The 14,075-nt window shown below is 71.5% G+C and carries 16 protein-coding genes; 11 read left to right on the forward strand and 5 right to left on the reverse strand.

What is annotated here, in order from left to right:
• Positions 1-112: 112 nt before the first annotated feature.
• Positions 113-1,039, reverse strand: coding sequence for an AraC family transcriptional regulator (locus tag WBN91_RS35920; protein WP_337728719.1), 927 nt, complete (start codon positions 1,037-1,039; stop codon positions 113-115).
• 103 nt (positions 1,040-1,142) lie between these two features.
• Between WBN91_RS35920 and WBN91_RS35925 the strand changes: the two genes are divergently transcribed.
• From WBN91_RS35925 to WBN91_RS35940, 4 genes are all read left to right on the forward strand, one after another.
• Positions 1,143-1,574, forward strand: coding sequence for an anthrone oxygenase family protein (locus WBN91_RS35925; RefSeq protein WP_337728718.1), 432 nt, complete (start codon positions 1,143-1,145; stop codon positions 1,572-1,574).
• Between the two features lie 155 nt (positions 1,575-1,729).
• Positions 1,730-2,068, forward strand: a complete 339-nt coding sequence (locus WBN91_RS35930) for a hypothetical protein (protein ID WP_337728717.1) — start codon at positions 1,730-1,732, stop codon at positions 2,066-2,068.
• 60 nt (positions 2,069-2,128) lie between these two features.
• On the forward strand, positions 2,129-2,728 hold the full coding sequence (locus tag WBN91_RS35935; protein ID WP_337728716.1) for a carbonic anhydrase: 600 nt from the start codon (positions 2,129-2,131) through the stop codon (positions 2,726-2,728).
• A 5-nt stretch (positions 2,729-2,733) separates the two neighbouring features.
• On the forward strand, positions 2,734-4,155 hold the full coding sequence (locus WBN91_RS35940; protein WP_337728715.1) for a SulP family inorganic anion transporter: 1,422 nt from the start codon (positions 2,734-2,736) through the stop codon (positions 4,153-4,155).
• Between the two features lie 127 nt (positions 4,156-4,282).
• Here the strand turns inward: WBN91_RS35940 and WBN91_RS35945 are convergent, their stop codons facing one another.
• Positions 4,283-5,140 (reverse strand): hypothetical protein, encoded by an 858-nt coding sequence (locus WBN91_RS35945; RefSeq protein WP_337728714.1) that lies wholly within the window; start codon positions 5,138-5,140, stop codon positions 4,283-4,285.
• Between the two features lie 16 nt (positions 5,141-5,156).
• Entirely contained in the window at positions 5,157-5,882 is a 726-nt protein-coding gene (locus WBN91_RS35950; RefSeq protein ID WP_337728713.1) for a peptidase E, read from the reverse strand.
• A gap of 47 nt (positions 5,883-5,929) precedes the next feature.
• On the opposite strand from WBN91_RS35950, the gene WBN91_RS35955 reads away from it, so the two are divergent.
• The 4 genes from WBN91_RS35955 (at position 5,930) to WBN91_RS35970 (ending at position 9,747) form a co-directional block, all read left to right on the forward strand.
• On the forward strand, positions 5,930-6,568 hold the full coding sequence (locus tag WBN91_RS35955; protein WP_337728712.1) for a YdcF family protein: 639 nt from the start codon (positions 5,930-5,932) through the stop codon (positions 6,566-6,568).
• Positions 6,569-7,177: 609 nt separating this feature from the next.
• The gene (locus tag WBN91_RS35960) at positions 7,178-8,422 is read left to right on the forward strand and encodes a deoxyguanosinetriphosphate triphosphohydrolase (RefSeq protein ID WP_337728711.1); all 1,245 of its coding nucleotides are present in this window, start codon (positions 7,178-7,180) and stop codon (positions 8,420-8,422) included.
• A 54-nt stretch (positions 8,423-8,476) separates the two neighbouring features.
• On the forward strand, positions 8,477-8,722 hold the full coding sequence (locus tag WBN91_RS35965) for a hypothetical protein (protein ID WP_337728710.1): 246 nt from the start codon (positions 8,477-8,479) through the stop codon (positions 8,720-8,722).
• The gene (locus tag WBN91_RS35970) at positions 8,701-9,747 is read left to right on the forward strand and encodes a serpin family protein (RefSeq protein WP_337728709.1); all 1,047 of its coding nucleotides are present in this window, start codon (positions 8,701-8,703) and stop codon (positions 9,745-9,747) included. The genes WBN91_RS35965 and WBN91_RS35970 overlap by 22 nt, the downstream gene beginning before the upstream one ends.
• Here WBN91_RS35970 and WBN91_RS35975 read toward each other — a convergent pair.
• The gene (locus tag WBN91_RS35975; protein WP_337728708.1) at positions 9,717-9,935 is read right to left on the reverse strand and encodes a hypothetical protein; all 219 of its coding nucleotides are present in this window, start codon (positions 9,933-9,935) and stop codon (positions 9,717-9,719) included. The two genes, WBN91_RS35970 and WBN91_RS35975, sit on opposite strands and share 31 nt — an antisense overlap.
• Positions 9,936-10,042: 107 nt before the next feature.
• Between WBN91_RS35975 and WBN91_RS35980 the strand changes: the two genes are divergently transcribed.
• Positions 10,043-10,609: a carboxymuconolactone decarboxylase family protein gene (locus WBN91_RS35980; RefSeq protein WP_337728707.1), complete on the forward strand. Its 567-nt coding sequence runs from the start codon at positions 10,043-10,045 to the stop codon at positions 10,607-10,609.
• 3 nt (positions 10,610-10,612) lie between these two features.
• Here WBN91_RS35980 and WBN91_RS35985 read toward each other — a convergent pair whose 3' ends face one another.
• Positions 10,613-11,503, reverse strand: a complete 891-nt coding sequence (locus WBN91_RS35985) for a sigma-70 family RNA polymerase sigma factor (protein WP_337728706.1) — start codon at positions 11,501-11,503, stop codon at positions 10,613-10,615.
• Positions 11,504-11,537: 34 nt separating this feature from the next.
• Here WBN91_RS35985 and dnaG point away from each other — a divergent pair, with 34 nt between their 5' ends.
• Both dnaG and WBN91_RS35995 read left to right on the forward strand, forming a co-directional pair.
• Positions 11,538-13,430: a DNA primase gene (dnaG, locus tag WBN91_RS35990; protein WP_337728705.1), complete on the forward strand. Its 1,893-nt coding sequence runs from the start codon at positions 11,538-11,540 to the stop codon at positions 13,428-13,430.
• Between the two features lie 110 nt (positions 13,431-13,540).
• A complete protein-coding gene (locus tag WBN91_RS35995) occupies positions 13,541-13,933 on the forward strand; it encodes a hypothetical protein (protein ID WP_337728704.1) in 393 nt (130 codons plus the stop codon).
• Positions 13,934-14,075: the final 142 nt, after the last annotated feature.

Below are 14,075 nucleotides of genomic sequence, written 5' to 3' on the forward strand. Positions count from 1 at the left end.
CCCTTCGGGCAGGCCATACGGTGGGGGAACCGAGGCCCTCCACTTGTAGGTAACACCTACCGCGCGCTTCGCGCGCGAAGACCGCGCTGCGCGCGTGCCGAAAAGCGTCGGGTTAGGCGGTGGCGCGGTATTCGGACGGGCTGATGCCGCGTACCCGCTTGAAAGCCGTGCTCAGCGCGAACGCAGTGCTGTAGCCGACCTGGCGGGCCACCGACGCAACGGTCGCCGACGGCTCGCGCAGGAGGTCCGCCGCCAGGGTGAGCCGCCAGTCGGTCAGGTACGCCATCGGCGGCTCGCCCACCAGCTCGGTGAACCGCCTGGCCAGCGCCGCCCGTGACACACCCGCCGCCCGAGCCAGGGACTCCACGGTCCACTGCCGCGCCGGGTCGGCGTGCAGCAGCCGAAGCGCCCTACCCACGACCGGATCGGCGTGCGCCCGGTACCAGGCAGGTGTGTCGGCCTCCGGACGGCAAAGCCACGCCCGCAGCACCGAGATCAGCAACAGGTCCAACAGGCGATCCAGCATGGCCTCCTGCCCCGGCTCGTCCCGCGCCACCTCCGCGCACAGCAGCGGTACCAGCGGCAGGTCGGACGGGGGCACGACCAGCAGCGGCGGCAGGATGGACAGCAGGCGGCGGCTCACCTCGCCGTCCAGCTGGTAGGTGCCTGACAGCAGCACGACCGAGCCGTCCGGGTTGCCGCCCCACGTCCGCACGCCCAGGTTCCACTGCTCGCACAGCGTCGCCCCATCGGGTGTCGTGCTGATCTCGCCCGGGTGGATGACGGCTTGCGGTGGCGTCTCCAGGTCGCCCGCCAAGGTGTACGGGTCCGGTCCGCGCATCACGGCCACGTCGCCCTCCGTGAACGGCACCGGTTGGCCGCCATCGGGGAGCACGTAGCCCGAGCCGCGTACGAAGGCGACCACGGTCAGCGGTGCGCGGTCTTCGATGCGGAGGGACCACGGCGGGTCCAGCACGGTGCGGAGGATGAACGCCCCGCGTGCTCGTGGGCCGTCCAGGAGTCCGGCTAATGCGTCCACGAGCCTCAGCGTAGCCGCACGGGGGTCTCAGCGTAGACGCACGGATATGGATTTGAGCCGATAAGCGATGGAAAGTCTCACCTCGGTCGTCTTGACTGTCCCCATGTTCACCTTGACGATCATCGCGGCCGTGGGCTGCGGGCTCATGGGCGGCGTGTTCTTCGCGTTCTCGGCGATGGTGATGCCCGGTCTGCGGAGGGCCGCACCGGCCGAAGGGCTCGCCGCGATGCGGGCGATCAACGTCGCGGTCGTCAACCCGGTGTTCCTCGCCGCGTTCCTCGGGACGGCGGCGGTGTCCGTGGCGGCGGCGTTCGGCGGCACGGTCGCCGGCTGGGTCGGGGCCGCGCTCTACGTGCTGGGCGGCATCGTGCTCACCGCCGCCTACCACATCCCGCGCAACAACGCATTGGAACAACGGGGGACCACGGACTATTGGGCGCGTTACCTCAAGGAATGGGTGCCCGCCAACCACGTCCGCGCGATCACCTGCCTGGGTGCGGCGGTCGCGTTCACCATCGCGGCGACACAGCTCTGAACTTCGTCACGATGAGTAGTATTCATATCCGGCAATGACCTGCGTCACGGTCAAAAGGGTGAATGTCCGGCACGAGCTGACGAAGCCCTTCCGCCATTAACGCGCATGTCACCCCCCGCTGTGAAACTGGAGACAGCGACTCATCGGGGGGTGTCATGAAACGCGTCGCGGCCTTCGTCGCACTGCTGGCGCTCGTCGCCGTGCTCACCCCGTCGCCGACCGGCCCGGTCCACGTCGCGGTGGCCGGGTACCAGTCCACCGCGCCGGCGCCCTTCGAAGAGGACCCCAACCGCGAGTGCCGGAAGGGTCCCGAGCCCCGGACCTGCGCGTCCACCACCCAGCGCCCCGGCGACGGCCGGCGCTTCGTGGTCCCGGACCGCGTGCCCGTGGGTCGCGCGCCGACCCGGGCCGCCCACCTCCTGCCGCGCGTCGCCGCGGCCGACCACCTGTACACCCGCCTGACACCGCAGGTTCTCCAGGTGTTCAGGAACTGATCCCACCGCCCGCGCACGCACAACCGCATCCCAAGCCACTACTGACCTGTGAGGATTCCCGTGGAATTCCGACAGCTGGTTCAGCACGCCCGGACGCACGCGCAGCGGCGGTCCCCGGAAACGGGTCGCAAGCTCGCGGCCGGGCAGTCGCCGACCGCTTTGTTCATCACCTGCGCCGATTCCCGCATCATCCCGTCCGCCATCACCGGAGCCGAACCGGGCAGCCTGTTCGAGCTGCGCACGGCGGGCAACGTCATCCCCGAGTTCAACCCGCACGCCGCTTCCTCGGAGATGGCGACCATCGAATTCGCCGTGGTCCAACTGGGCGTCTCGGAAATCGTCGTGTGCGGGCACTCGCACTGCGGCGCGGTGGACGCCCTGCACGCCGACCGGCGCGCCCTGTCCCACCTGCCCACCCTGATGCGCTGGCTCGGCGCGCACGCCCCGTACCGCACCGGGCGGCCCACGCCAGGTCTGCGCGAGGAGGGCCGGGAGCACGTGCTGGCCCAGCTGCGCGCGCTGGAGGACTACCCGTTCGTGCGGGACCGGATCGCCGCCGGGCAGCTGCGCACCCACGGCTGGTTCTACGACATCGAGACCGGCGAGGTCTCGCTGTGCGGGGCCGACCGCTTCCAGCCGCTCCAGGAGCACGTGGCGTGATGGTCATGCGCACCGGACGACGCACGTCCTCCTACTGGCCCGACATCGCCGCGTCGCTGGTGGTGTTCCTGGTGGCGCTGCCGCTGTGCGTCGGCGTCGCCGTGGCCTCGGGCGTCCCGGCCGAGCTCGGGATCGTCACCGGCGTGGTCGGCGGCCTCGTCGCCGGCCTGCTGCCCGGCAGCTCGTTGCAGGTCAGCGGCCCGGCCGCGGGCCTGACCGTGCTGGTCGCCGACACCGTGGCCGCGCACGGCATCGAGGCGCTGGGCGTCATCGTGCTGGGCGCGGGGCTGTTGCAGGTCCTGATGGGCCTGCTGCGGCTCGGCCGCTGGTTCCGCGCCATCTCGCCCGCCGTGGTGCAGGGCATGCTCGCGGGCATCGGGCTGGTGCTGCTGCTCGGCCAGCTCTACCCGTTCGCGGGCGCCACGGCCCCGGCCGGCACGGCCGCGAAGTTCGCGGGCCTGCCGACCTTGTTACTGGACGCCGCACCGCAGGCCGTGGTGATCGGCGTGCTGACGCTCGTGATCGCCGCCCTGTGGCAGCGGACCCGGTTCCGCAAGGTGCCCGGCGTGCTGGTGGCCGTGGTCGCGGTGAGCGCGCTCGGCCTGCTGATGCCGGTGCCGCGCATCCAGGTCGGCTCGCTGGCCGACGAGCTGCGGTTGGTCGACTTCTCGCTGGTCGACGTCGGTGTGCTGGGGGCGGTGGTGACCTTCGCCCTGGTCTCGTCGGCGGAAACCCTGTTCTGCGCGGCGGCCGTGGACCGCATGCACAACGGTCCGCGCACCCGGTACAACCAGGAGCTGGTCGCGCAGGGTGTCGGCAACGCGGTGTGCGGCCTGCTCGGCGCGCTGCCGATGACGGCCGTGATCGTGCGCAGCTCGGCGAACGTCCGGGCGGGGGCGCGCACCAAGGCGTCCCGCGTGCTGCACGGCGTGTGGCTGCTGCTGTTCGTGGTGGCCCTGCCGGGGGTGCTGTCGTACGTGCCGCTGGCGGCGCTCGCGGCGATCCTCCTCCAGGCCGGCTGGAAGCTCCTCGAACCGCGGTCGGTGCTGGCCCTGGCCCGCACGGACCGCGCCGAGGCCGCCGTCGTGGTGCTGACGGCGGGGTTGATCGTGGTGACCGACCTGCTCACCGGCACCCTGGCGGGCCTGCTGGCGGCCGTGGTGAAGACGGCGTGGGACGTGTCGAGGCTGACGGTGACCGTCACCCCGGACGGCGCGGACCACGAACACGTGGAACTGCGCGGCAACGCGACCTTCCTCCGCCTGCCCCGCCTGTTGGACACCCTCGAAGCCCTACCGCTGACCAAGCACGTGCGCGTAGACCTCAGCGGCCTGCGCCACCTCGACCAGGCATGCCGCCAGGCCATCGAACAGTGGGCCGACACCCACCGCACCGCCGGCCGAACGGTGGACCTCATCCGTCCCTGACCCCAGTCCCGATCCAGCCGATCCCCGACCCGATCGAGCCCGGGCACCGCCGCCCCGGGCTCGCCCCCTTTTGTCGGTACCCCGTGAGAAAATGGAATCGGGGGCCGGAGGCCACGCCCCGCGCGGTTCAGCTGTTCGACACCAGCGCGGCTACCAGCGTCTTCGCCATCGCCGTTACGTGCTCGCGCGCCGTCCCCTCGTCCACCCCGCTGTGCACGGTCAGCAGCACGACCACGTACCGCCCCGCCACCACCCCGGCGCTGTGCAGGTACAGGTCCGCCGGGTAGTACCACATCCAGCCCTGCTTCGCGTACGCCCCGAGCCCCGGCGCGAGCAGCCCGAAGTCCTGGTCGAACCCGTCCGCGGCGGTCCGCGGCGCGGCCGTCAGCGCGGACACGACGAAGTCGCGCGCGGGCTCGGGCAGCGTGGTGAGGACGTACCGGTACAGCCGCACCAGGTCCTCCGCCGACATCAGCACGTCACCCCACTGCGACGGGTCCTCCGGCGCGTGCGTCGAGGTCAGCCCGACCAGCGCGGACACCCGGTCCACCGCGCCCATGCCGTCGTGGAGGTCCCAGAGGGCGTTCATGGCCTCGTCGTCGCTGAGGCTGAGCGCCCGCCGCAGCCGGTCGCGGTCCTCGTCGTCCACGTCGCCGCGGGACAGCACGTCCACCGCGATGATCAACTTGCTCAGCGACGCCGTCCGGAACGGCACGTCGGCCCGGGACCCGCTCAGCGCGCCCGTCTCCAGGTCGAGCACCGAAAGCCCCAGGTCGAGCGTCCCCACATCGGCCACCGCCCGCGCCACCGCGCCGTTCAGGTCCGGGGCTTCGGGCGGGCGCGGCTTCGCGGGACGGGGAGTCTCCTGGACCGGCGGCGTCGGAGCCGGTCCCATCGCGACCGGCACGGGGTCGGCGGATCCGCAGGCGACCGCGCACACCAACGACATCCCCAAGACGAGCGCCGACCCCCACCGCTTTCCCACACAACAAGAATTCGTCTCACAAACGTCGAATGTCGAGCGAATCCTCCTGTGCGATTCCTGAAGAGTTGTCCCTGCGCACCACGTACGCCCCTCCGGACCGCCGCTCGGACAGGGCCTCGACCATGTCGGTGCCCCGATAAAGCAGGCCCGCGCCGTCGTCGGTGCAGTACGTCAGCGGCAGCTCACCCGCCGCGACCGCCGCGTGGATCGTCGGCCGCCGCAACGCCTCGCTGTCGTAGTGCACGCCGTTGCCGTAGGGCAGCAGCCCGAGCCCGTTCGTCACCACCCGCAATTCCGGCCCGAACGAATCCGTCGTGCCGCCGACGTGCCAGCAGATCGACCCGGCCGACACCCCGCCGAGCACCACACCCGCCTGCCACGCCTGCCGCAGGGCGTCGCCGAGACCGTGCACCTCCCAGACGGCGAGGAGGTTGGCGACCGAGCCGCCGCCGACCCAGACCACGTCGTGCTCCAGCAGGAACCCGGGGATGTCGGTCGTGGGCGGCATGGTGAACAGGTTGAGGTGGCTGACCTCCCAGCCGGCGAGCCGGCCCGCCTCGGAGACGTCGGCGTTGAACCAGCGCTGGTCGCCGGCTGCGGTGCCGATGTGGCACAGCTTCGGTCGGGTGGCTCCGGACAGTTCGACGGCTTCGTGGACCAGCGCACCGAATTCGAGGTTCGTGCGCAGGCCCGCCCGGTAACCGCCGGAGGTGGCCAGGATGGTGGGCTGCTCTGCGGGCATTCCGTGATCCTCGCAGGCACACCTTCGGGTGTGGAATCATCGTCCGCGTGACCTTCCTGGCCCGCCTCCGCCGCTTGGTCCAGCGCACCGTCATCGGCGCCTTGGTGGTCGGGTTCCTCGTGGTCGGCGGCACGGCGTTCCGGGTGTGGCAGGTGGCCCGCGAGGACGACCGCACGCACGCCGACCTGGCGGTGGTGCTGGGCGCGGCGCAGTACAACGGTGTGCCGTCGGAGGTCCTGGAGGCCAGGCTGGAACACGCGCGGCGGCTCTACCAGCAGGGAGTCGTGAAGTTCATCGCCACCACCGGCGGCAGGCAGCCCGGCGACAACTACACCGAGGGCGAAGCCGGCCGGCTGTGGCTGGAGGACAAGGGCGTGCCCGCGGACCGCATCATCGAGGTGGGCGAGGGCGCCGACACCCTGGGCAGCATCCGCGCGCTGGCCGGCGAGGCGAGGGCGAAGTCCCTGAAGACAGCCGTGATCGTCTCGGACCCCTGGCACTCGCTGCGGGCGCGCACGATGGCCGAGGACGAGGGCCTGGACGCGTGGACGTCCCCGACGCGCAGCGGGCCGAACGTGCAGACGCGGGAGACGCAGCTGTTCTACATCCGGCGCGAGACCGGGGCGCTGCTGTACTACCACCTGATGAAGGCTCCGGTGGACGCCTTCGACGGCATCACGCTGTAAGATCGAATGCCTGCGGCCCGCACTTGATCACCGCCACCCGATCGTGTGACATGCAGAATCCGAAACCAACCGCCCCCTCGCGCGTCCCGTAAAACAAGGAACGCGGAACCACGGCCCACGACGCCCCAACCCACACCCCGGCACCGCCCCTCGCCACGCCTGCCGACCCTCGCCGCCGGCACCCCGCCATCCCCCGCCGCCGGCCCTCGGCGCACCGCTCCCTCCACCGCCGCACCCGCCGCCGCACCCGCCGCCGCTTCCGCCGCCGCACCCGCCGCCGCGCCGACCGCCGCCTCGCGTCGGCCGCCGCCTCGCGTCGGCCGCCGCCTCGCGTCGGCCGCTGCCATTGCGCTGCCCGGCCGCCGTCCCGCAAGCCATGCCCCGCCGTCCCGCCCCCCGCGCCCGCCCTACCCGCTGCCTCGCCAAGCCGCCCCCGCCTTCGGCCCCGCCGCACCTGCCCCTCCCCCCGCCGAGCTCACCTCGCCGGTGCCACCACCCGTCGCTGCGCTGCCCCCCGGCCGAACCAGCGGCCCCGGCGGGGATGGCGCGAGGCGTGCGGGGAGGGCGGCAGCGGGTGTGGGGGTGGGGGTGGTTGCCTAGGCTGTGGGGATGAGCGGCGGTTACACCGGACACGACAGTGCTCGTCTGCTGCCCGAGTCGCCCAAGTCGGCCGTCGTTCCCGGGGCTCGGGCCGAGCAGCGGACGCCGTTCTCGCGGGATCGGGCCCGGGTGTTGCACTCCGCCGCTCTCCGCCGGCTCGCGGGCAAGACGCAGGTCGTCGGGCCGGGTGAAGGGGCCGAGGTCACGGGCGTGCCCCGCACGCGCCTCACGCACTCGCTCGAAGTCGCCCAGATCGGCCGGGGCATCGGGGAAGAACTCGGGTGCGACCCGGACGTCGTCGACACCGCCGGACTGGCGCACGACATCGGGCACCCGCCGTTCGGTCACAACGGTGAGCGGGCGCTCAACGAACTCTCCGGCGCCTGCGGTGGGTTCGAGGGGAACGCCCAGACCCTCCGCATCCTCACCCGCCTGGAACCCAAGACCGACAAGGGCCTCAACCTCACCCGCGCCTGCCTGGACGCCGCCACCAAGTACCCCTGGCCCCGACGCGCGGGCCAGACCAAGTTCGGCGTGTACGAGGACGACCTCGAAGTCTTCACCTGGGTCCGCGAAGGCGCGCCGGACGGGCGCCAGTGCCTCGAAGCCCAGGTGATGGACTGGGCGGACGACGTCGCCTACTCCGTCCACGACGTCGAGGACGGCGTCCTCGCGCACCGGATCTCCCTGTCCTCCCTCGGCGACCCCGAGGAACGGGCCGCGATCGCCGAGTTGGCCGCGAAGTACTTCTCGGACGAGTCGGTGTCCACGCTCGAAGCCACGGCGGCGGAGCTGTTGACGTTGCCGGTGATCGCGGACCTGACCGACTACGACGGCTCGCTCAAGGCGCAGGTCGCGTTGAAGCGGCTCACCAGCGAGCTGGTCGGCCGGTTCGCCTCGGCGGCCGTGGGGGCCACGCGGGAGCAGCACGGCGACGGGCCGTTGTCCCGCTACAGCGCCGACCTGGTGGTCCCGGAGCTGGTGGCGGCGGAGGTCGCGCTGCTCAAGGCGGTCGCCGTGCGGTACGTCATGAGCGACCCGCAGCGGTTGAAGATGCAGGAGCGGCAGCGGGAAGTGGTGACCGAGCTGGTGCACCGGCTGCTGGACCGCGCGCCCGACGCGTTGGACCCGGCGTTCCTGCCCGCGTGGACGAGCGCCTCGGACGACGCCGCCAGGCTGCGGGTGGTGGTCGACCAGGTCGCGTTGCTCACCGACGCGCAAGCGATTGCCTGGCACGCCGCCCAATGCGGGTGACCGGAACGCAGAAGTCCCAACCGGAAGGGTGTGACCGGTGGCACACTCGGGGGCATGGCCGAGGAGTCGACGCGACCGCCAGGCCGACCGTGGCCGTGGCGCAGACCGAGCCGGGATCCCGTGTACGCGGGAGACTTCCCGGACGACCCGTGGTGGGACGATCCCGACGACGGGTCGGCGGGTGTCCGCGAACCCCGTCACCCCCGCCCGCTCGGACCGATGAGCGGCGCGGGTGAGCGTCCGATCCCGGACGACCCGATAGCGGTGAAGGAGACCCAGTGCCTGATCGAGCGCACCTGACGTTCGCCCTCCAGCTCCACGACGCCATCGCGCCCGATCGCCGGCACAACGCGTGCTGGTCGCCGTACTCGGTGGCCAGCGCGCTCGGCCTGCTCACCGCCGCCGCGCGCGGCCAGGCCCGGGACGAGCTGGTCGCCCTGCTCGGACCGGACAACGCCAAGCTGCTCCAAGCCTCGGCCCCCGGCGACGACGCGGAGTTCGCCGTCGCCAACACCCTCTGGGCGTGGGAGGACCTGCCGCTGGACGAAGACTTCCTCGTCGACCTGTCCGGCTGGCCGGGCGCGAAGGTCGCGCAGGCCCCGTTCCGCACCGACCCCGAGGGCACCCGCCGGCTGATCAACGCCGACGTCGCCGAGACCACCCGCGACCTGATCCCGGAACTGCTCGACCCCGGTTCGGTCCGCCCGGACATGGTGGCGGCGCTGGTGAACGCCCTCTACCTCAAGTGCGGCTGGACCGAGAAGTTCCCCGAGCACGACACCGCGCCCCGCCCGTTCGACAACGGGAACGACGTGCCCACCATGCGGCTGGAGGCGAACCTCAAGTACGCCAAGGTCCGCGGTTGGGAAGCGGTGGCGCTGCCCGCGCGCGGTGACGTCGAAGCCGTTGTGCTGCTGCCCGAGTCCGACCTGGGCGCGACGACGGGCGTGCCGGAGGTCCTCGACGCCCTGGACTGGCAGCGGATCGAGTTGTTCCTGCCCAAGCTGGACCTCAAGGTCGGCACCACGCTCGGCGACGCGTTGCGCGCCACCGGCGTCCGGACCGTGTTCACCCCGGCCGCCGACCTCACCGGGCTGAGCCCGGACCCGCGCCTGTGCGTGGACGAGGTCGTGCACGAAGCCGTGCTGCGCCTGGACGAACAGGGTTTCGAGGGTGCGGCGGCCACCGCCGTGATGATGCGCCTGACCGCGATCATCGAGCACCCGCCCGCGCTGACCGTCCGCGTCGACCGCCCGTACCTGCTGCTGGTGCGGCACGTGGGGACCGGCGCTATCTACTTCCTGGCCCAGGTCGTCGAACCCTGAGCCGACGCCTGGTCGGGGAACCGCAGCTGCAACCGCATGCCCTCACCGCCCCGGCCGGGCAGGGCGCACAGCAGCGCGGTGCCCCGCTCGCCGTGCCGGACCCGGACCGCGCACGAGTCGCCGGCCAACAGGGTGCCCGCCAGCAGGCCGGCGGCTTCGGGGTCGAGCTCGAGGGTGAGGCTGGTCATGGGGATCGACGCTATGCCCTTCGTCACGCCCAACCCAGTCACCTGAAGGTGTCACGTTCCGCGGGGCTGCCTCGTCCTCGTCGTGCAAGCCAAGACGAGGAGGGGACATGCCCAGGATTCCCGCGGTCACGACGAAGCAGGCCGGCCCGCTGCTCAAGGCCGTGTACTGGTTCTCGAAGCGGAAGTTCGGCGCGGTGCCGGAGCCGGTGGCGGTGTCGGCGCACCACACGAAGCTGATGATGGCGAGCGCGCGGCACGAGATGGCCGTCGAGCGGTCGGCCAAGGTGCTGCCGCTGGAGCTGCGCGAGCTGGTCGTCTACGCCACGGCGGTCAAGCTCGGCTGCTCGTGGTGCGTCGACTTCGGCATGATGCTGATCAAGCACGCCGGACTGGACATCGACCGGCTGCGCGAGATCCACGACTACCCGAACTCCGACCGCTACACCGAGATCGAGAAGCTGGCCCTGGCCTACGTCGACGCGATGACCGACACCCCGACCTCGGTGACCGACGAGCAGGTCGCCGAACTGGACCGGCGGCTCGGGCACGACGGCGTGGTGGAGCTGACCTACCTGATCGCCCTGGAGAACATGCGGGCCCGCATGAACTCCGCCCTGGGCATCGTCGACCAGGGCTTCACGTCGGGCGACGCGTGCCGGGTGCCCATGCCGTAGGGGTCAGAAGGCGACGTGCTTGAGCTTGTCGGGGTTGGCGAAGTCGTAGAAGGCGGCGACCTTGCCGTCGCGCACCACGAGGGTGCCGACCCGGGCGGCGACCTCGCCCTGGGCCGGGATCTTCAGGCCGAGGTCGCCGTTGACCAGCACCAACTCGCCGGTCGGGACGCCGCCGTACTTGCGCAGCAGGCCCATGAGGAAGCGGGCGACCTTGTCCACGCCGCTGACCACGTTGATCGCCGTGCGGGCCTTGCCGCCGCTGTCGCCGACCATGATCGCGTCGGGGTGCAGCAGGCCCACGACCGCTTCCAGGTCGCCGCTGTGCAGGGCGGCCAGGAACTTCTCCAGCACCTCGCGTTGCTCGTCCAGGGCGACGCGGGGTGGGGGAGCGGAGACGGCGGCGGCCCGGCGGCCCCGCGAGGCGTGCTGGCGGGCCGTGGCCACCGTGCAACCCAGGGTGGTGGCGATGGAGTCGAAGGGCACGCCGAAGGCGTCGTGCAGGACGAAAGCCACGCGCTGCTCGGGCGTGAGGTTGTCCAGCAGCACCAGAGCGGCCATGCGCACACCGTCGTCGCGAACCACCGCGTCCAGCGGGTCGTCCTCGGACGACGTGACCAGCGGCTCGGGCAGCCACTGCCCCACGTACCGCTCGCGCCGCACGGCGGCCGACCGCAGCCGGTCCAGGCAGATCCGACCCACGACGGTGGTCAGCCACGCCCTCAGGTCGACGATCCCGGCCCGCCCCTCCGCCGACAGTCCGGACAGCCGCAGCCAGGCCTCCTGGACCGCGTCCTCGGCGTCGGCGACGCTGCCGGTGAGCCGGTAGGCGACGCCCACCAGGTGCGACCGGTGGTCGGTGAAGTCGTCGGCCAGGGTCTCTTCGGCGGCGGTCACGGCGTCCAGTCTGCCGGCACTAGACTCGGTCGACGTGGCAGGACGAATCCGGGACAGCGACATCGCGCTGGTGCGGGAGCGCAGCCGGATCGACGACGTGGTGGGCGACCACGTCTCGCTGCGCCGCGCCGGCGGCGGTGCGTTGAAGGGGCTGTGCCCGTTCCACGACGAGAAGTCGCCGAGCTTCAACGTCCGCCCCTCGCACGGCACGTTCCACTGCTTCGGCTGCGGCGAGGGCGGCGACGTCATCGCCTTCGTGATGAAGATCGAGCACCTCGGCTTCGTGGAGGCGGTGGAGCGACTCGCCGACCGAGCGGGCATCCAGCTGACCTACGAGGGCGGCGGCGCGACCGTCCAGCGCGACCGGGGCACCCGGTCCAGGCTGCTGGAGGCGCACCGGGCCGCCGCCGAGTTCTACGCCGAACAGCTCGCGACCCCGGACGCCGTGCAGGCGCGGGAGTTCCTGGCGCAACGCGGTTTCGACGAGGCCGCCGCCCGCGTGTTCGGCTGCGGCTTCGCACCCGGCGGCTGGGACAAGCTCACCAAGCACCTGCTAGGTCGCGGGTTCGAGCTGACCGAGCTGATCAAGGCGCAGCTGACCAAGGAGGGCAGGCAGGGCCCGATCGACCGGTTCCACCGCCGCCTGCTGTGGCCGATCAGGGACCTGGGCGGAGAGGTCGTCGGCTTCGGCGCGAGGCGGATCTTCGACGACGACCCGATCCAGGCCAAGTACCTCAACACCAGCGAGAGCCCGATCTACAAGAAGTCCCAGGTCCTGTTCGGCCTGGACCTGGCCAAGCGGGAGATCGCCAAGCGTCGCCAGGCCGTCGTGGTCGAGGGCTACACCGACGTCATGGCCATGCACCTGGCCGGCGTCCCGACCGCGGTCGCGTCGTGCGGCACGGCCTTCGGCGCGGACCACATGACCGTGCTGCGCCGCCTGCTCATCGACGACGACCTCAACGGCGAGGTGATCTTCACCTTCGACGGCGACGCGGCAGGCCAGAAGGCGGCACTGAAGGCGTTCGAGGGCGAACAGCAATTCTCCGCGCAGACCTACATCGCCATCGCCCCGGACGGCATGGACCCGTGCGAACTTCGCCAGACCAAGGGCGATGTAGCCGTGCGCGACTTGGTGGCCCGTCGCACGCCCTTGTTCGAGTTCGCGATCAAGACCCAGTTGCAGAGCTACGACCTGGACTCGGTGGACGGCCGCGTAGAGGCGCTGAAGAAGATGGTGCCCTTCGTCGCCCAGATCAAGGACCGAGCCAAGCGCGACGGCTACGCGACCAAGCTCGCTTGGTGGGTCGGCTGGGACGACGAGGCCACCGTGGTCAAGCGGGTCCGCGAGGTGGCCAACGGCCGCACCCCTGCGAAGGCTCGACCCCGTCCGGTGGACCCGAACCAGGGCGCGCTCGCGGTCGAGGTAGACGGCCCGACCCGCCCAGACCCGCGCGACCCCCGCTTGTGGCACCAGCGCGAGGCCGTCAAGGCGGCGTTGCAACTGCCGGAAATGGCCGGCCCGTACTACGACTCACTGCCGGATGAGGCCTTCACGCACCCGGTGTACCTGGCACTGCACCAGGCGATCCGGGAAGCGGGCGGTGCGTCCGGAGGCCTGTCGGGTCCTGCGTTCGTGGACGCGGTGAACCGCAACTGCCACCAGCAGGTAGTGCGGTCGGTGCTGACGGAGCTGGCCGTCGAGCCGTTGCAGGTACGCGCCGAGGACGAGTACCGGTACGTGCAGAGTGTCTTGACGAGGTTGCAGCAGCTGCTGGTGGCCGCACAGATCGTGGAGATCAAGTCCCGGCTGCGGAGGGTGTCGCCGGTCGAGGAGGCCGACGAGTACCGGGCGCTGTTCGGCGACTTGATCGCGTTGGAGGCCTACCACAAGGAACTCGGCGAACAGGCGGTGAGCGGGCTGTGAAGGGCGTGCTGAAGCGGTTGTTCGGGTCGGGTGCTCCTGATGGTTTCACCGGAACTTTGGAGCGCGACGAACACGTCCTGGCGTCTGCCGCGACTGGGGATGGGTTCTTGGTGGCGACGTCATTGGGCTTGTGGCTGCCCGGTCCGCGGCGGGTCGGGTGGCACTTGGTGAGCAAGGCGATCTGGCGGGGTGGGGCGCTGAGCGTGGTCGAGGCCGTGGAGGACGGGCTCGCAGGGGATGCGGTGGTGCTGCGGGATCTGGCACCGGCCCGGTTCGTGCTGGAGTCGCCGGGGAAGGTGCCCGAGGTCGTGCACGCGCGGGTGACCGGGTCGATCAAGGTCAGCGAGCGGCGTGACGACCTGCGGGCATGGTTCGTGCAGCGCAAGGTGCCGGGGGCGGCTGGGTTGGTGTTGCAGGTGCGGCCCGATCCGGGGGCGGACACCGAGGAACTACGGGCGATCGCGGCCGGCGTGGCACAGAAGATCGCCGCACTCCGCAACTAAACCTCCGCAGCATCACGCACGCACCCACCTCCGCGCGCAGCGCGTGCTCTTCGGCGCGCAGCGCCGGTTCTTCGGCGGAGCCGGCGAGTGGGCAGTCCGCCGGGGAGGACACAGCGCAACTTGGGCTTCTTGCTTGTGTCAT

Source organism: Saccharothrix sp. CCNWYY140, from assembly GCF_037401995.1.
Lineage (GTDB): Bacteria > Actinomycetota > Actinomycetes > Mycobacteriales > Pseudonocardiaceae > Actinosynnema.

Coding starts and splice junctions, on each gene's coding strand:
- WBN91_RS35965 (WP_337728710.1), top strand. CDS start 8,477: ATGGCCGAGGAGTCGACGCGACCGCCAGGCCGACCGTGGCCGTGGCGC.
- WBN91_RS35940 (WP_337728715.1), top strand. CDS start 2,734: ATGCGCACCGGACGACGCACGTCCTCCTACTGGCCCGACATCGCCGCG.
- WBN91_RS35960 (WP_337728711.1), top strand. CDS start 7,178: ATGAGCGGCGGTTACACCGGACACGACAGTGCTCGTCTGCTGCCCGAG.
- WBN91_RS35925 (WP_337728718.1), top strand. CDS start 1,143: ATGTTCACCTTGACGATCATCGCGGCCGTGGGCTGCGGGCTCATGGGC.
- WBN91_RS35980 (WP_337728707.1), top strand. CDS start 10,043: ATGCCCAGGATTCCCGCGGTCACGACGAAGCAGGCCGGCCCGCTGCTC.
- WBN91_RS35930 (WP_337728717.1), top strand. CDS start 1,730: ATGAAACGCGTCGCGGCCTTCGTCGCACTGCTGGCGCTCGTCGCCGTG.
- WBN91_RS35950 (WP_337728713.1), bottom strand. CDS start 5,882: ATGCCCGCAGAGCAGCCCACCATCCTGGCCACCTCCGGCGGTTACCGG.
- WBN91_RS35975 (WP_337728708.1), bottom strand. CDS start 9,935: ATGACCAGCCTCACCCTCGAGCTCGACCCCGAAGCCGCCGGCCTGCTG.